Genomic DNA, 17,675 nt, shown 5'->3' with positions numbered 1-17,675 from the left:
ATAAAAAATAAATTTTTAGATAATTTTATTCAGAATAATTTTTATTATTGAATACAACATTATTTCTATAAGTATTAATAACTTTGTTGCTGTACTCTTTAAAATAAATATTTGAATTTAATATCTTTCCAATGTATGAAAATCTTGTCACGGATGTATTGACGGTTTTATGGAATTCAGGTGCATATGTATTACCTACCAACTCTACACTTTTTAGTTTAGCTGTTCCACCCTCAAAAAAGTAACCAACAACACCACTAACAAGCCAATTCGCTCTAGCAACAAAATACCCACTATAACAAGAGACCACCGAGAACATGCCATTACCCAGCACAAGTCCATCGTCAACTGTTTTACTGTATCCCGATGTAATTACATTTTTCTCAAAAGCATATATCGAGTTTTCAGTACCTGAAAATTTTGCAGCTCTTTTACCAATATCAAAAAATACGTTTTCAGAAATTTCTATATTTTGATCGCCGGTCGTTGAATAACAGCGAATGGCATCAGCATCTTCAAAATTAGATTTTTCACCAATATTTTGTCGATTATTCACGTTAACGAAGTTACAGCCTTTAATAACTCCATGATTACATGAACCGGTAATCTGAATAGCAGCAATAGCGCCTATTGAATCACCTATTACTCCATTCCCAGGGCCGCATATAGAAGAAAAGTTAACTCCATATATATTCACAGAATCACAATCAGTTATCTGAATTCCAGTTATATTATATCTAGCTGCTAAATTAAATACGTTTTTAACAATGCCTCCAACCATTTTAAATTCAGAACCAGTGCATCTAATTAGTTCGTTTGCTATGTTATTACCATCCAGCGTTACTTCCTCTAAATAAACTCGACCAGTACATAACAAGGCTGTTCTTCCTATTGTGGAAAACAGCAATGTCCCACCTCCGACAATTCGAATATCTTTATTAATTGTTTTTTGAATATTTATTTGGTATATTTTGTCTTTTTGTATATGTATCTCTTTTCCAGTAGATGCAGCTTTTTCTAATGCAGTTGAATCGTCAGAAACTCCGTCACCTTTCGCACCAAACTGCTCAAGAGTTACATAATCTTGAAATTCACTTTTTATTATATTGGGCACTCCAGCCCAAACGGCACGACCTACTAATGCAGGCACTGAGACGCCTGCAAGCAACATCAAAGCGCTTCGCCGAATGATTTTAATCATATAATCAATATCTTGAACCGTTACGTTTTTGCCATTCAAATAGTCACTAGGAAATCCATGTCAGACTAGTATTGCAGCTGACCACCTAATAAGGGCGGACCAATACGCCGTGTTCAACTGCAGCATTCACGTCAGTTTCCAATGAACTACACGCAGCATTATTGATAAAATAATCCATAAAACAGCAATGAAAAATCCGGGTTTCAATACATTTAATAGATTTTTAATTCGTATGTTAGTTATTGCTACTACTACACAAACATAAACAAGGTAAAAGATAAATCCAGATGCCGCATAAATCTCAACAATCCACCGTTGCGCCCAATGAGCTGCGGCTACAACCGCACCGACGCGCATAAAAAATCCGAGAATTTGTAATGTAAGGGCCGTTCGCTGGCTCTGTGTGACATGCAATGTCATGGAAATTGGCGAAGAGATGAATTGCATGACAAACCAAGGTGTCATCCATGCAACCATTTCACCAGCACGTTGCCACTGCGCACCAAAAATGAATGGAAAGGCGACCGGTGCAACAATGCCTGCGAATATTAGCGGGCCCACACCAGTTTTTACCAAGCCTCCCATGATGTTAGCGGTGAATGCCCCTAAAGTGCCTTTGCGGAATTCATCCGGCGCACGTGAAAGATATACTTGGGAAACAGCACCACCTATCAATGCCATGGGGGCAAACATGACCCGACTGGCCAGCATGAGAAAACCTGCCTCTGGCCCGGCAGCCAGTGCTGCGATAATAATGACTGGTAATTGAATGCTCGCACTGTTTGCCAAAGATTCAATTGTCGAATATTTTGGAAAACGGTCATATTCAGAAAACGTCCTCTGCATACCTGGCCAGTTGATGGCGCGCAATGCAGGTCGATCGTTTTTTAATGCATCACGCACCAATCCGAAAATGCCTGCTCCACTATTAATCATTTGTCCGAGCACCAAGCCCAGCGGTGCGATGCTTGCCCAGCCCAAGCCGACTTGCGCACCTGCCCCGCCAATCGCCTGTGTCATGCGGGTTTTTGCAATGACAGAGAACCTTTTTTTGCGGGTCGTCCAAAACTGCAATGCTGCGTATGAACTGCTGAGCCAGATGCCCAAAGGTAATAGCCACAGGTAGGGCTCCAGTTTTGGCTGGGCAAACAAAGTGATGATCTGCATCGGAAACAACGCCACGATGAGTGTTGACAACCCTGCGACTCCGGCGGAACTGCACAACGCTAGTGCAAGAAGATTGACTGCATCGTCGTCACACTGCGGCAATGGGATGGCAATTTCCAAGCGCAGGCAAGCGGCGACGGAAATGATCCCAAGGATAGCTGTGTAAACCGCCAAGACGCTGAAGTCTTCAGGCGAATATAGTCGCGTCAACAATGGCAGGATCAGCACCATCAGCGCCTGGGCAAGTGCCGTGCCGCCGACCAATACACCGACCGACCTGACAAAGCCTTGGCGAAACAGGGCGTCTAATTTTTGACGCATTACAAGCACAGCAGGCTGACCCGGTCACGGGGAAAAAGGCGGTTTTTAACGGGCTGCTTGCTGCAAGCACGCCAGCAATTAGCTATGTATTTAATAGCTAGTACCGCCCGTTCGACGTGCGGTAAAGGCTGTTTTAGCTTAAAAATAGGGGGCGGAATCATCTTGTCTGCGCCCTGCCTGCTTCGATCTATGCGCATCGCACTCAAGCACCGGCCTGCTGCAGCGCGGCCACGATGGTTTGCTGGTCTTCCGCTGTCAGGTACGGATGCATGGGCAGGCTGAGCACCTGCTGCGCCACGGCATCGCCCTCGGGCAATTGCGCACCGGCATCGGCCACGGCGGGCTGCTGGTTCAACGGAATGGGGTAATGCACCACGGTGGGTATGCCGGCCGCCTTGAGCTTTTCCTGCAGTAACTCACGGTTTTGGACACGAATGGTGTACTGGGCGTACACGCTGGTGTTGTGGGGCTCGATGTAGGGTGTGGTGCTGATGCCCGCCTGGCTTAGCAGTGCGTCGTAGTTTTGAGCCACTTGCTGGCGCAGGGCAATTTCTTCTTCAAAAATCTCCAGCTTGGGCAACAGGATGGCGGCCTGAATTGTGTCCAGGCGGCTGTTGGTGCCCACGCGGATGTGGTGGTAGCGCCTGTCTTGGCCGTGGCGGGCGATTTGCCGGATGACTTTGGCCAGTTCGTCGTCGCTGGTAAAGATGGCCCCGCCGTCGCCGTAGCAGCCCAGCGGCTTGCTGGGAAAGAAACTGGCGCAGGCAATGGTGCTGAGGTTGCAGCTTTTGCGGCCTTTGTAGCTGGCGCCAAAGCTTTGGGCTGCGTCTTCAATCACCGGTATGCCGTGTTTGGCGGCAATGGCGTTGATGGCGTCCATGTCTGCGCACTGGCCGTACAGGCTGACCGGGATGATGGCCTTGGTACGCGGGGTGATGGCGGCTTCAAGCAAAGCCGGGTCCAGGTTGTAGGTGCGCGGGTCAATATCGACATACACCGGCTTGGCACCCAGCAGGGCGACGGTTTCGGCGGTGGCAATATAGGTAAAGCCGGGGGTGATGACTTCATCGCCAGGGCCAATGCCCAGTGCCATTTGGGAGATTTGCAGGGCGTCGGTGCCATTGGCCACGGTAATGCAGTGTTTGGCGCCAGTGAAGGTGGCCAGCTTTTCCTCAAGCTCGGCCACTTCGGGGCCAAGAATGTACTGGCCGTGGGCCAGCACGCGCTGGATGCCGGTGTCGATCTGGTCTTTGATGCGGGCTTGCTGGGCTTTAAGGTCGATGAATTCGATCATGGTGTGGGCTTCGGCTTGGTTATTACGGGTGCTTAGCTAGCTTCGCCGCGCAGTTTGATGCGGGCCAGTTCAATGGACTGGTGCAACTTGGCTTGCAGGGTTTCGCGCGGCGGGAGCAAGGTGAGGTAGTCGGCCACCCGGATGTTGCTTTGGGGCAACTGCAGCAGTTCGACATGTTCTTCACTCTTGCCGGTACACAGGATGAGGCCGATGGGGGTGGCCTCGCCTTCCATCTGCTCGTGCTTTTCCAGGTAACGCAGGTAAAGCTCCATCTGGCCTTTGTAGGCGGCCTCGAATTCGCCGATTTTCAGATCAATGGCGACCAGGCGGCGCAGGCGGCGGTGGTAAAAAAGCAGGTCGATGTAGTAGTCGCGGTGGTCGATGGTGATGCGCTTCTGTCGGGCCATGAAGGCAAAGTCGCTGCCTAGCTCGATGATGAAACGCTGCAGTTCAGCCAGGATGGCGGATTCAAGGTCTTTTTCAGAATAGCTGTCGGACAGGCCCAGGAAGTCGAGCACATAGGGGTCGCGAAAGGTCAGGTCGGGTGACAGCTGGCCTTGGTCGCGCAGCAGGCTGAGGTCTTGGCGAATGGTGTCTTCGGGCTTCTTCGAGATGGCGGTGCGCTCGAACAGCAGCGAGTTGATGCGCTCTTGCAACTGGCGAACGCTCCAGCGCTCGACGCGGCAAATTTCGATATAGAAGTCGCGTTTGAGCGGGTCTTCCATATAAATCAGTGCTTTGAAGTGCGACCAGGACAATTCCCTCCGCACTGTGGAGAGAATTTGCGCATCCGGGAAAACTTCCACCAGGCGCAGGCAGTGGCGCAGCTGTTGCTCGCTCCAGCCCTTGCCAAAATCAGTCGTCAGTTGGCGCGCCAGTTCTGCCACCACCTGCTTGCCGTATTCGCCCCGCTGTCCCTGCAGCAGTTCAGCGCTAATGCGCCGCCCGATATGCCAGTAAAGCTGGGTAAGTTCGGCATTGACCACGCTGGCTACCCGCTGGCGGGCAGCATCGATTAGCTGGCGCACTTCGGCCAGCAGCGGGCTAGGGGTGTGAACGGGCTGGATCATGCTGTTGATGAAAGGTGGCTCACATTTGCCTTGTAATAAACCCGCCGAGTCAAGGTTTGCGCCACTCATGTCGGCGAATGTGTCTGAAGCCAGTCTTTCAAGGCGTCATTCATCCGGGCTTGCCAGCCTGCGCCAGTGGCACGAAATGCCGCCAGCACGTCGGGGCTGTAGCGTACGGTCACGGCTTGCTTGCTTTCTTCCTTGATGCTCCCGACCGGGCGACCACGTGCCTTGTAAGTGGCAATGTCTGCGGGCGTGTGCAGTCGCGCTACCTCGCCCCGCTTGGCCTGCGCGATGGATTCGAGCACATCGGCGGCAAAGGCTTTGGTTTCTTCGTCGATTTTGACTTTAGGCATCGTAGGCATCCTTCCAGGATTTCAAGATTTCGACCGGCATGTTGTCAAACTTGGCTTTGGCGTAAACCGCTACCAGCACCACCTCGCCGTTCGCAAGACGAAGGTAATAGATCACCCGTGCTCCTCCGCTTTTGCCCATTCCATCTCGCTTCCAGCGTACCTTGCGCAGATGGCCAGCACCGGGGATGACGTCACCGGCCAACGGGTTGTCGCTGATAAAGGCGATGAACGCTTCGCGCTCGGACTCGCTCCAGACACCCTCCACCATGCGCCGGAATACAGGGGTTTCGATGACTGTCAGCATGATTTAATTGTAACTCCAGATAATTGAGTTACCAGCACGCGGAAGGAGACAAGCGCAGGGCGCAATTGAACGTCTCGGCTGTCAGCTGGCACACTTCGTCGAGCATTGGGCTATGGGTTGGAGCGAGCAGGGTCATGCTTTTGTCACAGTGCGGCCATCAAGCACATACCGGGCACCGGTGTGCTGGCAGATGGCTTCGCCCTGCCCTTGCAGCGGCAAGGCGAGCTGTTCGCCAAACTCGCTCATCCAGCCGATTTGCCGGGCCGGCACGCCGACCATGAGCGCGTAGGCGGGCACATCTTTGTTGACCACGGCGCCAGCGCCGACAAAAGCGTATTCACCTACGGTGTTGCCGCAGACGATGGTGCAGTTGGCGCCCAGCGTGGCACCTTTTTTAATTAGGGTGTAGCGGTATTCTTCTTTGCGGGTGACGCTGGCGCGGGGGTTGTAGACGTTGGTAAACACCATGCTGGGGCCGCAAAACACGTCGTCTTCAAGCGTAACGGCGTCGTACACGCTGACGTTGTTTTGAATTTTTACGTTGTCGCCGATCACCACGTCGTTGCCCACATAGACGTTTTGGCCGAGCGAGCAACGCTCGCCAATGCGGGCCTGCGGGCTGACGTGCACCCAGTGCCAGATGCGGGTTCCAGCGCCAATTTGCGCGCCTTCGTCAATGATGGCGCTGGGGTGGGCGGTGTAGCTCATGCCAACAGGCGTTTGACGTAGGGGTGGGCATCAACACCGGCTGGAGCCATTTTTGCGGTGCGGATGACGTTGACAGTTTCAATGCAGTGGCGCGCATCGTCCAGGCCGTAGCCACGGCCAGCCAGGATTTCCTGGTAGCTGGTGGTGTGCAGGTCGGTGAAGCCTTCAGAAAATTCAAGCTGTTCGCCGCTGATGTCGATGTTGCGGTAGGTGGGCTTTTTGCCCTTCACTTCAGCCGGCAGGTCGTTGGCGTCGATGGATAGAAACCAGCGCACGCGGGCACGTTCGTATTCGAGGTAGCCGGCGGCCTTGGATTCGTCGGTGTAATGCACGACGTTTTGCTGCAGCTTGCCAAAGATGAAGTGCAGCATGTCGTAGAAATGCACGCCAATGTTGGTGGCAATGCCGAATGACTTGCGGTTGTCGCCCTTCCAGCTTTCGGCATACCACTTGCCACGCGAGGTGATGTAGGTCAGCTCGACGTCAAACTTGGTGTCGGCGGGCGCGGCGGCGACTTTGTCGCGCAGCTTGAGGATGGCTGCGTGGTGGCGCAGTTGCAGGATGTTGTATACGCGCTGGCCGGTTTCGCGCTCCACCAGTGCCAGCTCGTCCATCAGCTCGGGCGTAGGCACCAGGGGTTTTTCACAAATCACGTCGCAGCCCAGGCGCAGGCTGGCGGCAATGTGCGGGTGGTGCAGGTAGTTGGGGCTGCAGATGGCAACGTAATCCAGCGCGGTGGCGGGGTTGCGCTTGAGTTGCTGGGCGTGCTCCTGAAAGCGCTCGAATTCGGTGAAGAATTCGCTTTCGGGCGAGATGCTGTCGATGATGCCGACCGAGTCGTTGATGTCATAAGCCACGGCCAGGCGGTTGCCGGTGTCTTTGATGGCGCGCATGTGGCGCGGGGCGATGTAACCGGCGGCGCCGATGAGGGCAAAATTTTTCATATTTTTGATTTTTTAATTGCTTACAGGCGGAAGACCGTGAAGCCTGCTTCAGCGGCTTCATGGCGGTTAAAAAGGCTTTTAACGTCGGCCAGTACGGGCTGATCGCCACGGCACAGGGCGCGCAGTTCGGTAGGCGTGGCGTGGCGGTATTCGTTGTGGCCTACGGCCACCACCAGGGCATCGACCTGATTTTCAGCATCAACCTTGCCTAATTGCACGCCGTATTCGTGCTGCACTTCGTCGGCGCTGGCCCACGGGTCGGCCACCACCACGGTGGCACCCCAGGCTTCAAACTCGCGCACCATGTCGGCCACTTTGCTATTGCGAATGTCGGGACAGTTTTCCTTGAAGGTGATGCCCAATACGCCAATACGACAGCGCGGCACGTCCATGCCGTTTTTAAGCATCAGCTTAATGGTGTTGCGTGCCACGTAGCGGGCCATGTTGTCGTTGATGCGGCGACCGGCCAGAATGACTTGCGGGTGGTAACCCACTTCTTCAGCCTTGTGCGTCAGGTAATACGGGTCCACGCCAATGCAGTGGCCGCCGACCATGCCGGGACGAAAGGGCAGGAAGTTCCACTTGCTGCCAGCGGCTTCCAGAACGTCGAGTGTGTCAATGCCCAAACGCTCGAAGATGACAGACAGCTCGTTGACCAAGGCAATGTTCAGGTCGCGCTGTGTGTTTTCAATCACCTTGGCGGCTTCGGCGACCTTGAGGCTGCTGGCCTTGTGGGTTCCGGCGACGATGATGCTGCGGTACAGCGCATCGACCGCATCCGCCACTTCGGGCGTGCTGCCGCTGGTGATTTTCTTGATCTTGGTGAGGGTGTTGACCTTGTCGCCAGGGTTGATGCGCTCGGGGCTGTACCCACAGAAAAAGCCGACGTTGAATTTCTTGCCGCTAAATTTTTCCAGCACGGGCACGCAAACTTCTTCAGTGGCGCCCGGGTACACGGTGGATTCATAAATGACCACGGCGCCTTCGGGCAAGAATTTACCCACGGTTTCGCTGGCCTTGACGAGCGGCGTCAGGTCGGGCCGGTTGGCTTTGTCTACGGGCGTGGGCACGGTGACGATGAATATCTGGCAGGTTTTTAAATCTTCAGGGTTGCTGCTGAAGCTGAGCTGGCGGGCGCTGGCCAGCTCGTCGGCATTCAGTTCGAGCGTGCTGTCTTTACCAGCCTGCAATTCGGCGATGCGGGCGGCATTGATGTCAAAGCCCAGGACGGGACGTTGCTTGCCAAATTCAGCCGCTAGGGGAAGACCGACGTAGCCGAGGCCGATGATGGCGATTTTTACGTTGTTCAAGTTCATAAGTTGATTGGCGACTTTGTTTTTATTTATATTAAAAATATTTTTGCTACTTTTTTAGTAGCTGCCAAGGAAAGTCCTGCTTGCGCTAGAGATATTTTTTACTTGATTAGAATACGTGCGCCTTGGCCATCATTACCAAGCGCGAGTCCATTCCATTGCTCTTTCAGAATTTCTTGAATGCCTCTTGCTGCTTGGTGCGGATGACCGGTTGTGCTTTGTCAGATGGCAAGGTCCGTACGCTCCAGAACCACTGAAACTGCGTCAGTCGCGCATAAACGGCGGTGTACAGCAGGCCGCAGACCACAAAGCCCAACACCAGCGTGGCGGTATGGGTCGGCCAGGTCACCGCAATGGCGGCAGGCACCAGTGCGGCCAGCCACATGATGGCGCCGGTCACGGAGTTGCGAACCAGGTTGCCGGCATGGGGCAGCAAGGCGCGCGACACCCTGCGCTTGACCAGGCTGTGCAAATGCAAACGGTCCGGGTCGCCGGGGCTCAAGTGGCGGCGGCGGCGGCGCACGATGCTGAACAGCACTTCCAGTATGGGGTAGCCGCACACCAGCAAGGGCGCCCAGGCTGACACCTCAGCATGGCGGGCCAGGACAAGTACGGCAATCCAGGCCAGTGCAAAGCCGACAAAGTAGGCGCCACCGTCACCCAAAAAGATCTTGCCCATTGGCCAGTTGACCAGCAAAAAACCAAACACGGCGCCCGCCAGAATCAGGCAGGCAAATGCCAGGTCGTTGTCACCCAGGGCGGTGGTCATGACGCCAAAAGCCACCAGGATAATGATGACCGTGCCTGCGGCCAAGCCGTTGAAGCCATCGATGATGTTGATGGCGTTGGCAATGCCGCCCACTGCAAAGGCGGTGAACAGTACCGAGATTACGGTAAAGCCCAGCAACCAGTCCAGACCCGGCAGGTTGACGTCGGTGATGGACAAACCCGTGATGGCCCAGCCCATCACGCCGCAGCCCATTGTGGCCAATAGCCGGGTGCGCACGCTGACGCGCTTGGTCACGTCTTCCAGCAGACCAAAGGCAAAAGCAGGAAAACCGGCCAAGATGAGCGGCCCCAACAGGGTTTGACGCGCATTGTTAGCAAACAGGTAGCCCGCGACTATGCCTACGGCAATGGAAATCCCGCCAACACGGGGTGTGGGGCTGGTGTGAAACTTTTGTACACCCAAGTCGCTGTCCATGCTGAAGTGGCCGTGCCAATGCTGGGTACGCACCAGCAGCAGTGCGACCAGCAAAGCCACCATAAGCGCAATGCTTGTCGCCCTCAGTGCTGAAAGCAAATCTGGATTCATGAAATTTTGCATGATCTGTCTCCGGTTGGAAATTAACAGGCAAGCAGCGAAGTTGAAGCGCCAAAGCGGCGGTCACGGGCGCAGAACCATTGCAGCGCCTGGTCCAAAACAGGAATAGAACAATCTGGCCAGAGCGTGTTGGTAAAAAACAGCTCGGTGCAGGCCATTTGCCACAGCATGAAGTTGCTGATGCGCGACTCGCCCCCGGTGCGAATCAGGCTGCGCTGGGCGGCCCAACGGCGGTGGCCGTCGATGATGATGGCAACGTGCTGCGGCACGGTGGCTGGCGGCAAGGCGTGCATGGTTGTTTACTGCCCGTCGGCGGTTTTTCCGTACTGGTAGTTGGTGTATCGGTAGCGGCTGTACTTGTAGCCATAGCCACCGTAGCGCTGGCGGCTGGTGTCCATGTCGTTGAACACCACGCCCTTGACCGGCACGCCGATCTGGCCCAGTCGCTTGATGCTTTCCTGCAGCTCGCCCAGCGCGGTCACTTCTGCCCGCGCCACCATAAACACCGTGCCGGCGTAAGGCGCCAGCACCTGCGTGTCTGACACGGCCAGCACGGGCGGGGTGTCGATCAGCACCAGGTCGTATTGGGCTGACAGGCCTTCCAGCAGTTGCAGCATGGTGGGCGACATCAGCAGCTCGCCGGGGTTGGGCGGCATGGTGCCGGTGGTGATCAGGTCCAGGTTGGGAGCAACGGCGCGGCGCACCACGTCGCCCAGCGTGCGGCTGCCGGTGATCAACTCGCTCAAGCCGTGGCCGCGCTTCATGCCAAAGAACTGGTGGATGTGGCCCTTGCGCATGTCGGCGTCAATCAGCAGCACGCGCTTGCCGCCAGCGCCCAGCACGGCGGCAAAGTTGGCGCTGGTGAAGGACTTGCCGATGCCGGGCGTCGGGCCGGTGAACAGCACCACGTTGTTGCGCGCGTCGAGCATGGCAAACTGCAGCGCGGTGCGCAGGCTGCGCAGGCTTTCGACGCCCGGGTCTTCAGGGTGCGTGACCGCCAGCAAGTGGGTGCCAGGCGCCTGGCTTTTGATCAGCTTTGAAAGCTTGTCCTGTTCGGCCGAATGCGGCACGGTGGCAAACACATGCAGGCCAGTGGCGGATTCGATGTCGGACGGGTCCTTGATGCCGGGGCGCAGGCTGTTGCGCAAGAAGGCCAGTCCCATGCCCAGCAGCAGGCCCAGCACGCCGCTGATCGCCAGAATCTGCGCGCGTTGCGGCTTGATGGAACGCTCTGGCACGACCGGTGCATCGACCACGCGCACGTTGCCGACCTTGCCCTCTTTCACCAGTCGCAACTGTTGCGAACTGGTCAGCAGATTAAGGTACAACTCGCTGTTGACCTTGACGTCGCGCGTCAGGCGCAACAAATCCTGTTCGGTGTTGGGCAGTGTCTTGACCTTACTGGTCAGGTCGGCAATTTCCTTGCTGACAGCGGCAATTTGCGCGTCCAGTGTCTGGATGACCGGATGCGCGGCCGTGAACTGCGCGCTTTGCTCGCGTCGCTTTTGCTGCAGTTCAAGCAGGCTGCCCTGCAATTTGACGGCCGTGTCGAGGTAGTTTTTGCCTTCGACACCCAAGTCAAAAGTGCCGTTCTGGTTGCGGTATTTATTGAAGCGGACTTCGGAGTCTTCCAGCTGCTTTTTGAGTTGTGGCAGGAAACCACCGAGAAAATCCAGTGATTTTTCGGCTTCGGCAGATTTGCGCTCGACGTTCTGGCGCACATAGTTGGTGCCCACGGCGTCCAGGGTGCGGGCTATTTTTTGCGGGTCGCTCCCTTGCAACTGCAGGGCAATGACACCGGACTGCTTGCCCTGCTCTGAAATAGCCAGGTCTTTTTGCAGTTCTTCAATCACATCAAGGCGTGAAGAGCGCGCCACGTTGAAGTACGCGCCCGGCCTGGCCTTGAGCTCGGTCACCAAAATGCGGCCCTTGCTTTCACCCGCGCCAAAGCTGGCTGGCGTACCGGTTTTGCCTTGCACCAGCGCTTGGCCATCGGGGTCGCGCAGTTCAAAGCCGCCTTCCGTTGCCACCAGCAGCAGCAGTTGGCCTTGCAGTTCGTCGGGCACTTCGAGCAGGCCCAGACGAATGGATTCATTGCCCGAGACGTAGCCGCCCATGCCCATGAAACCCGGCTCGGACAGCCCGGTGGCGCGGCGCGCCAGCCAGCCGCCGACCAGGGGAAGATATTTAGGGAAGGCGCTGACATACAGCTGCAAATCGTCCACCGACTTGGCGACGACCAGTCGTGAACGCAGGATTTCCATCTCTGCCGTGGCGGGTGACTTGATGTCAAACAGGCTGGCCGCGTCCCCCAGGGCACCGGCAGCACCGGGCTTGCTGTCTTCGACCTGGATCAATGAGTTGGCCTGATACACCGGACGGCTTAAAAAAGCATAAGCACCACCCAGCAGCAGCACCAGAACGGTAACGCCGGCAATCATCCAGCGGGAATCGAGCAGCACGTCGAGCAGGCCCAGCAGGTCGATTTCATCGTCGTCTTGCATCTCTGCCAAAGGCATGGCGGACACGGGAGATTGGGGAGCGTTCATACGGTCAGACATCACGAAACAAGTTTGATACGGCGCACCCATTCGTCCACGCCCAGGGCGATGGCGGCATGGGCGGCTTCGAAGGCAGCGCGGGGCTGGCGGTAAGGGTCGGCAATGTCGAACCCGCCTGGCGGGCCAAACTCGCCGAGACGGTGAATTTTTCCGCGTGCGGTGGGGTAAAGTTTTTCGAGCGCCTGCTGGTGGCTGGCCTCCATGACCAGCACCAGGTCGGCATGGCTGCACATCCAGCCGGCGACCTGCTGGGCGCGGTGGGCAGACAAGTCCAGGCCGTGCTGGCTGGCAATTTCGCTGGCGGTGGTTTCGGCGCCATGGCCAATCACGGCGTGCAGACCAGCTGACCAGACCTTGCGGCCGGGCAGACGGTCTTTCAGCATGGCCTCGGCGACAGGGCTGCGGCAGATGTTGCCCACGCAGACGGTGAGGATGTTGTTCATCACACTAAGCCGCTGTCATTTGAAGGAGGAATTCGTGGTGCTGACCACGGCCGCGCTTGGCAAAATCAGGCTGACCACCCGGTTCCAGAGCACCAGCGGCACCGGGTCGACAAACACCACATCGCGCGATTTAAGCTCAAAGCCTTCCGCCAGTGCGTAGGCTGTCGGTGAACTGGCGTCAAGGTGATAAATCTCGGGTGAGGTCGGGGTTGCGACGCTGTCGGCATTGGCGGAAGCGATGACGCCCAGATCGCCATCACGGCTGCGCACGACGTAGATCTGACGTGGGTCACCCGAAACCGCGTTCACGCCACCGGCCTCGCCAAGCGCTTCATTCAGCGTCAGGTGGCCATTGCGCAATGGCAAGGTCGTGGGCTTGGTGACTTCTCCCAGCACATACACCTTGGTGTCTTCACGACTGCCGATGCGCACCAGGTCGCCTGCCACCAGCATGATCTTCGACGGATTGACACCCAGCGTGGCCAGTTGCGGCATGTTGACCAGCGTGGTGGCGCCCTTGCGGGTCACGGCCACCGTGGCCCTGTCAGCAATCGCGGTCAGGCCGCCGGCGCGGCTGATGGCCTCGGGCAGCGTCATGGGAATGTCGTTGATGGCCTGCAGGCCGGGGGTGCGCACTTCGCCATCGACATACACACGGCCTGCGCGGTAGGCCTGAACACGCAGGGTAATTTGCGGGTCCTTGAGGAATTTGGACAGGCGACGGATCATTTCCTGGCGTGCCATATTTTCTGTCAGGCCGGCAATTTTGAAAGTACCGAGCAGCGGAAACTGGATCAGGCCGTCAGGGCTGACGTTGTAGCCGTTGCCGACAGACGCCAGACCCGACGCGTCGGTCGTTAGCGTGGCGCCTGCGGGCGCCAGCACCAGTTCAGGATGATTCCAGACGACGATGTTGATCACATCGCCCGGGCCAATGGCATAGGGTTTGGCGTCGGCAAACAGGTCTTTGACATCAGCGCCCAATTCAGCTTTGCGCAGCGCGCGTTGCTGCCTGATGAGATCGGGGGTAATGGCCATCAGCGCTCCGGGTGGTGGCGCCTCAACTCCAGCCATTGGGTTGCCCAACCCAGGGGTAGCCGCCGAAGCTGATGTCCGCTTGGTCGTAATGGAATAAGGATTGGCTGTCGATTCAGCCGCTTTGATGCCTTTGCCAATGGACAATCCGGGCGCAAATGCGCAACCACCCAGCCAGGCAAGTCCCAAGACAGAAAAAATCAATCGGGTGTGTGAATAATTCAAAATCGATTTAGAATTCAAAAATATGAGCATTAATTGATTAAACTGATAATTGTTCGGAATTTTAATATTTTTATGTTTAAGTGATTAAGATAAAAAATCACATGAAAACACTTTTAGAATAATTCAATGAGCCGCAGCCGTACCCTGCTTGCAATTGGGCATGAACCTACCGCAAACAGGTGATTAACCAGCCTCACGACGAGGTACTTAGGTTTTCTCGTTGTTTTCAAATTTTTACGTTCCAAAGTTGACTTGTGCTTTGGCGGATCGCGTCTTTGGACTGCTTTTGCTATAAAAACCATGAGAACGTCAAAAAATAGCAGGGATTAGTGCTTGAGGTGTGTTTGACCACACCTTCAATCCCTGCTTTTGGTGCAAATGACCAGTTGTTTAGCGTATTTTATGCAAAAAAATTTGTCATTGCCACAAATAATACCTAAACAAACATTGGTAAAAAATTGTAATACAAAATACGTTTGGGATTTCTCAGGTCATTTTTGCAGCAATTTTGCTAGTCAAAACAGCGATTTTTTCAAATTTTTGGCTGCCAAATCCATGATGTAGCAAACATGTTTGTTGTTGAGTATTCGAGCTCGATGCCATGGCCAATTCGGTTACACAGATGCACCCATTGAACAGGGCTGCGCTTGGGTCAGACCCGCCTGAATTTCTCGCCAAATCCCTTTAGCCGGGTTGAGTCACCAACACCTTGTCAATCCGCTTGCCATCGAGATCGACGATCTCAAACAGCCAGCCGGCACAGGCGATGCGCTCGCCAGTGGTCGGTAAATGACCCGAAACCGACTGCAACAGGCCCGCAACGGTGTTGTAGCGCCCCCGGTCTTCTTCTGGCAAGTCCCTGATGTCCAGCCGCGCCTTCAGCTCGGAAACGGGCATGAGCCCGTCAATCAGCCAGCTGCCGTCATCACGCCGGGTAGCCCATGCGTCCCGGGTGGTGCCGGTCTGTAATTCGCCGGTGATGGCCTCCAGCATGTCCATGGGCGTCATCAGCCCCTGCACCACGCCGTATTCATCGACCACCAGAAGGATTCGGGTGGAACGGGCACGAAACTGCTCCAGAAGCTCCATGCCGGACAGCGTTTCCGGAACAAACACTGCCGGCACCGCATAAGGACCAATGCGGTCTGAGACCATGGGAACCGAGCTTGAAGCATCGGCAGACGTTGCCGCCTGGATATGGCCGCGCAGGGCGAGCAGTTTGGCAACGTTGACCACGCCGACCACATCGTCCAGGCTGCCCCGGCAGACCGGGTACCAAGAGTGGCCTGTCACGCCGGCCTTGTCGATCGCCTGGGCCAGCGTATCGGATGCATCGAGCCATTCGATGCTCCCGCGTGGCAGCATGAGGGAAGTGAGCATGCGGTCATCCAGAAGAAACACGTTTTGCACCATCTGGTGCTCATGCGCCTCAATCAGGCCGGCATCGACACCCTCTTCCAGACTGGCGGCAATTTCTTCTTCGGTGACGGCGCGGTCAGCGCTGTTGTCCACGCGCAACAATTTGAGCACAGCGTGGGTGCTAAAAGACAACAGCCAGACAAAGGGTTTGGCGCCAGCGGCCACCCACATCATGGGGCGCGACACAAGACGCGACACGGTTTCGGGGTAAAGCTGGCCAATGCGCTTGGGCACCAGCTCACCAAAGACGATGGTGACGTAGGTGATCACCGCCACGACAATTGCCGTCGCCGAAATATCGGCCGCCTGCGCGGACACGCCAAAGGTTTGAAGCCACGCGGAGACGCCGCCACTGAAAGCCGCCTCTCCAATGATGCCGTTGAGCATGCCAATCGAGGTGATGCCAACCTGCACCGACGACAGGAACTGCGTGGGATTGCTCAGCAGGTCGAGCGCGGCCCGGGAGCCTTTGTCACCGGACTCGGCCATGGCGTTCAGCCTGGCCTTTCGGCTGGAGGCCAGTGCCAGTTCGGACATGGAAAAAACGCCATTGAGCAGCGTTAAGAAGACGATAAGGAGGAAATCCATGGATCCGTAGGCAAAATGAAGACCATGGCACTTTACTGTATCGGCGACCTTCAGGGCTGCAATGCTCCATTTCAGCAGCTGTTGGAAAAAATTGGTTTTTCTCCGAGCCGCGATACCTTGTTTCTTTTGGGAGACCTGGTGAACCGGGGGCCTGAATCACTCGGCACCTTGCGCCGCTTGATGGCGCTGGGCGATGCCGCTCAATGCCTGCTGGGAAACCACGACCTGCATCTGCTGGCGCTGTCGCAGGGCGTGCGCCCGCCAGGCCGGCACGACACGGTGAACGACATCTTGCAGGCGCGTGACCGCCACGAACTGTTGGACTGGCTGCGCCACCGCCCCCTGGCCATGCACCACCACGGTTGGCTGATGGTGCATGCCGGCGTTCTGCCGCAATGGAGTACGGCGCAAACACTGGCGTTGGCTTCGGAAGTGGAAGGCGCCTTGCGCGGACCGGACCTGAAAGGCTTTTTGAAGGCCATGTATGGCAATATGCCGTGCGAATGGCAAGACGGCCTGGAAGGCACGGACCGGCTGCGGGTGATCGTCAACGCGCTGACGAGACTGCGGTTTTGCACCGCGCAAGGGGCGATGGAGTTTGGCAGCAATGAAGGCGCCGGCAGTGCACCTGAGGGCTATATGCCGTGGTTCGAAGTGCCCGGGCGGGCCACGCAAAACAAGCTGATCATGTTCGGCCACTGGTCAACGCTGGTGGCCGACGCCCACCGGCACACCGGCCTGCGCAATCATGTGTTGCCGTTGGACACCGGTTGCGTCTGGGGCGGCTGTTTGACGGCTGCCAAGCTGGGGATTGGCGGTGCGTTCGAACTGATTCAGGTGGATTGCGAGCAGGCGCAGGTGCCAGGCAAATAGTTTTTTAACAGTTTCAAGATGGATCCCGGGTCGAGCCCGGGATGACAGATTATTTTTCTTTGACAGATTGTTTTTATTTGTCATTGCGGGCTCGACCCGCAATCCCTGCTTTTCCCGGTCATTACGGGCCTGACCCGCAATCCATGCTTTTCCCTGTCATTGCGGGCTCGACCCGCAATCATGCTTTTCCCTGTCATTGCGGGCTCGACCCGCAATCCATGTCCCGGAGTCTGTTGATGCCCTATTTTGTCTATATGCTGGCCAGCAAACCCCGGGGCACGCTGTACATCGGAGTGACCAACGACCTGGTTCGACGTGTCCATGAGCATAAAACCCAGCGCTGCGATGGATTCACGCAACGCTATGACGTCCATCAATTGGTCTGGTTTGAAACCACAGAATCCATACAAGCCGCCATTCAGCGTGAAAAGCAGCTGAAAAACTGGAAGCGCGACTGGAAGATTACGCTGATCGAGAAAGACAACCCTGTTTGGGACGACTTGTATTCGCAGATTCTTTAAAACTGCCG

General features: G+C 55.9%; 17 protein-coding genes. 2 read left to right on the top strand and 15 right to left on the bottom strand.

All coding sequences use genetic code 11. From position 1 onward, the window contains the following. Positions 1 to 25 precede the first annotated feature (25 nt). The 15 genes from IWX87_RS13995 to IWX87_RS13925 form a co-directional block, all read right to left on the bottom strand. On the bottom strand, positions 26 to 1,201 hold the full coding sequence (locus IWX87_RS13995; protein ID WP_231374801.1) for a hypothetical protein: 1,176 nt from the start codon (positions 1,199 to 1,201) through the stop codon (positions 26 to 28). Positions 1,202 to 1,327: 126 nt separating this feature from the next. Further along, positions 1,328 to 2,689 (bottom strand): oligosaccharide flippase family protein, encoded by a 1,362-nt coding sequence (locus IWX87_RS13990; protein WP_196864136.1) that lies wholly within the window; start codon positions 2,687 to 2,689, stop codon positions 1,328 to 1,330. A 202-nt stretch (positions 2,690 to 2,891) separates the two neighbouring features. After that, positions 2,892 to 3,983 carry a DegT/DnrJ/EryC1/StrS aminotransferase family protein gene (locus IWX87_RS13985; RefSeq protein WP_196864135.1) on the bottom strand — a complete coding sequence of 364 codons (1,092 nt, stop codon included), beginning with the start codon at positions 3,981 to 3,983 and terminating at the stop codon, positions 2,892 to 2,894. 32 nt (positions 3,984 to 4,015) lie between these two features. Then, complete coding sequence (locus IWX87_RS13980) at positions 4,016 to 5,053, bottom strand: YhcG family protein (RefSeq protein WP_196864134.1); 1,038 nt, start codon at positions 5,051 to 5,053, stop codon at positions 4,016 to 4,018. A 65-nt stretch (positions 5,054 to 5,118) separates the two neighbouring features. Then, positions 5,119 to 5,409 carry a BrnA antitoxin family protein gene (locus IWX87_RS13975; protein WP_196864133.1) on the bottom strand — a complete coding sequence of 97 codons (291 nt, stop codon included), beginning with the start codon at positions 5,407 to 5,409 and terminating at the stop codon, positions 5,119 to 5,121. Next, entirely contained in the window at positions 5,402 to 5,713 is a 312-nt protein-coding gene (locus IWX87_RS13970; protein ID WP_029525628.1) for a hypothetical protein, read from the bottom strand. The genes IWX87_RS13975 and IWX87_RS13970 overlap by 8 nt, the downstream gene beginning before the upstream one ends. A gap of 132 nt (positions 5,714 to 5,845) precedes the next feature. After that, complete coding sequence (locus IWX87_RS13965; protein ID WP_196864132.1) at positions 5,846 to 6,421, bottom strand: acyltransferase; 576 nt, start codon at positions 6,419 to 6,421, stop codon at positions 5,846 to 5,848. Next, on the bottom strand, positions 6,418 to 7,365 hold the full coding sequence (locus tag IWX87_RS13960) for a Gfo/Idh/MocA family protein (protein ID WP_196864131.1): 948 nt from the start codon (positions 7,363 to 7,365) through the stop codon (positions 6,418 to 6,420). The genes IWX87_RS13965 and IWX87_RS13960 overlap by 4 nt, the downstream gene beginning before the upstream one ends. Positions 7,366 to 7,385: 20 nt before the next feature. Next, positions 7,386 to 8,681 carry a nucleotide sugar dehydrogenase gene (locus tag IWX87_RS13955; RefSeq protein ID WP_196864130.1) on the bottom strand — a complete coding sequence of 432 codons (1,296 nt, stop codon included), beginning with the start codon at positions 8,679 to 8,681 and terminating at the stop codon, positions 7,386 to 7,388. 163 nt (positions 8,682 to 8,844) lie between these two features. Continuing rightward, positions 8,845 to 10,005: a glycosyltransferase gene (locus tag IWX87_RS13950; RefSeq protein ID WP_231374800.1), complete on the bottom strand. Its 1,161-nt coding sequence runs from the start codon at positions 10,003 to 10,005 to the stop codon at positions 8,845 to 8,847. A gap of 20 nt (positions 10,006 to 10,025) precedes the next feature. Further along, positions 10,026 to 10,295: an undecaprenyl diphosphate synthase family protein gene (locus IWX87_RS13945; RefSeq protein ID WP_304609489.1), complete on the bottom strand. Its 270-nt coding sequence runs from the start codon at positions 10,293 to 10,295 to the stop codon at positions 10,026 to 10,028. 6 nt (positions 10,296 to 10,301) lie between these two features. Continuing rightward, the gene (locus IWX87_RS13940; RefSeq protein WP_196864129.1) at positions 10,302 to 12,551 is read right to left on the bottom strand and encodes a polysaccharide biosynthesis tyrosine autokinase; all 2,250 of its coding nucleotides are present in this window, start codon (positions 12,549 to 12,551) and stop codon (positions 10,302 to 10,304) included. A gap of 11 nt (positions 12,552 to 12,562) precedes the next feature. Further along, on the bottom strand, positions 12,563 to 13,006 hold the full coding sequence (locus IWX87_RS13935) for a low molecular weight protein-tyrosine-phosphatase (RefSeq protein WP_196864128.1): 444 nt from the start codon (positions 13,004 to 13,006) through the stop codon (positions 12,563 to 12,565). Between the two features lie 15 nt (positions 13,007 to 13,021). Further along, positions 13,022 to 14,044, bottom strand: a complete 1,023-nt coding sequence (locus IWX87_RS13930) for a polysaccharide biosynthesis/export family protein (protein ID WP_231374799.1) — start codon at positions 14,042 to 14,044, stop codon at positions 13,022 to 13,024. Positions 14,045 to 14,950: 906 nt separating this feature from the next. Continuing rightward, positions 14,951 to 16,273, bottom strand: coding sequence for a hemolysin family protein (locus IWX87_RS13925; RefSeq protein WP_196864126.1), 1,323 nt, complete (start codon positions 16,271 to 16,273; stop codon positions 14,951 to 14,953). 24 nt (positions 16,274 to 16,297) lie between these two features. On the opposite strand from IWX87_RS13925, the gene IWX87_RS13920 reads away from it, so the two are divergent. After that, positions 16,298 to 17,146 (top strand): symmetrical bis(5'-nucleosyl)-tetraphosphatase, encoded by an 849-nt coding sequence (locus IWX87_RS13920; protein ID WP_196864125.1) that lies wholly within the window; start codon positions 16,298 to 16,300, stop codon positions 17,144 to 17,146. Between the two features lie 41 nt (positions 17,147 to 17,187). Further along, complete coding sequence (locus IWX87_RS19730) at positions 17,188 to 17,667, top strand: GIY-YIG nuclease family protein (RefSeq protein WP_231374798.1); 480 nt, start codon at positions 17,188 to 17,190, stop codon at positions 17,665 to 17,667. The last annotated feature ends 8 nt before the right edge of the window (positions 17,668 to 17,675 follow it).

Origin of the sequence: Polaromonas sp. CG_9.7 (assembly GCF_015752205.1) — a bacterium.
Taxonomy (GTDB): Bacteria; Pseudomonadota; Gammaproteobacteria; order Burkholderiales; family Burkholderiaceae_C; genus Polaromonas.
Note: the sequence above shows the minus strand (reverse complement) of the source record. Positions and strands in the feature narration are given on the sequence as shown.

What these genes read in the sequence shown, in the direction of transcription:
- IWX87_RS13995 (WP_231374801.1), bottom strand. Translation starts at nt 1,201, where the DNA reads ATGATTAAAATCATTCGGCGAAGCGCTTTGATGTTGCTTGCAGGCGTC.
- IWX87_RS13990 (WP_196864136.1), bottom strand. Translation starts at nt 2,689, where the DNA reads ATGCGTCAAAAATTAGACGCCCTGTTTCGCCAAGGCTTTGTCAGGTCG.
- IWX87_RS13985 (WP_196864135.1), bottom strand. Translation starts at nt 3,983, where the DNA reads ATGATCGAATTCATCGACCTTAAAGCCCAGCAAGCCCGCATCAAAGAC.
- IWX87_RS13980 (WP_196864134.1), bottom strand. Translation starts at nt 5,053, where the DNA reads ATGATCCAGCCCGTTCACACCCCTAGCCCGCTGCTGGCCGAAGTGCGC.
- IWX87_RS13975 (WP_196864133.1), bottom strand. Translation starts at nt 5,409, where the DNA reads ATGCCTAAAGTCAAAATCGACGAAGAAACCAAAGCCTTTGCCGCCGAT.
- IWX87_RS13970 (WP_029525628.1), bottom strand. Translation starts at nt 5,713, where the DNA reads ATGCTGACAGTCATCGAAACCCCTGTATTCCGGCGCATGGTGGAGGGT.
- IWX87_RS13965 (WP_196864132.1), bottom strand. Translation starts at nt 6,421, where the DNA reads ATGAGCTACACCGCCCACCCCAGCGCCATCATTGACGAAGGCGCGCAA.
- IWX87_RS13960 (WP_196864131.1), bottom strand. Translation starts at nt 7,365, where the DNA reads ATGAAAAATTTTGCCCTCATCGGCGCCGCCGGTTACATCGCCCCGCGC.
- IWX87_RS13955 (WP_196864130.1), bottom strand. Translation starts at nt 8,681, where the DNA reads ATGAACTTGAACAACGTAAAAATCGCCATCATCGGCCTCGGCTACGTC.
- IWX87_RS13950 (WP_231374800.1), bottom strand. Translation starts at nt 10,005, where the DNA reads ATGCAAAATTTCATGAATCCAGATTTGCTTTCAGCACTGAGGGCGACA.
- IWX87_RS13945 (WP_304609489.1), bottom strand. Translation starts at nt 10,295, where the DNA reads ATGCACGCCTTGCCGCCAGCCACCGTGCCGCAGCACGTTGCCATCATC.
- IWX87_RS13940 (WP_196864129.1), bottom strand. Translation starts at nt 12,551, where the DNA reads ATGAACGCTCCCCAATCTCCCGTGTCCGCCATGCCTTTGGCAGAGATG.
- IWX87_RS13935 (WP_196864128.1), bottom strand. Translation starts at nt 13,006, where the DNA reads ATGAACAACATCCTCACCGTCTGCGTGGGCAACATCTGCCGCAGCCCT.
- IWX87_RS13930 (WP_231374799.1), bottom strand. Translation starts at nt 14,044, where the DNA reads ATGGCCATTACCCCCGATCTCATCAGGCAGCAACGCGCGCTGCGCAAA.
- IWX87_RS13925 (WP_196864126.1), bottom strand. Translation starts at nt 16,273, where the DNA reads ATGGATTTCCTCCTTATCGTCTTCTTAACGCTGCTCAATGGCGTTTTT.
- IWX87_RS13920 (WP_196864125.1), top strand. Translation starts at nt 16,298, where the DNA reads ATGGCACTTTACTGTATCGGCGACCTTCAGGGCTGCAATGCTCCATTT.
- IWX87_RS19730 (WP_231374798.1), top strand. Translation starts at nt 17,188, where the DNA reads ATGACAGATTATTTTTCTTTGACAGATTGTTTTTATTTGTCATTGCGG.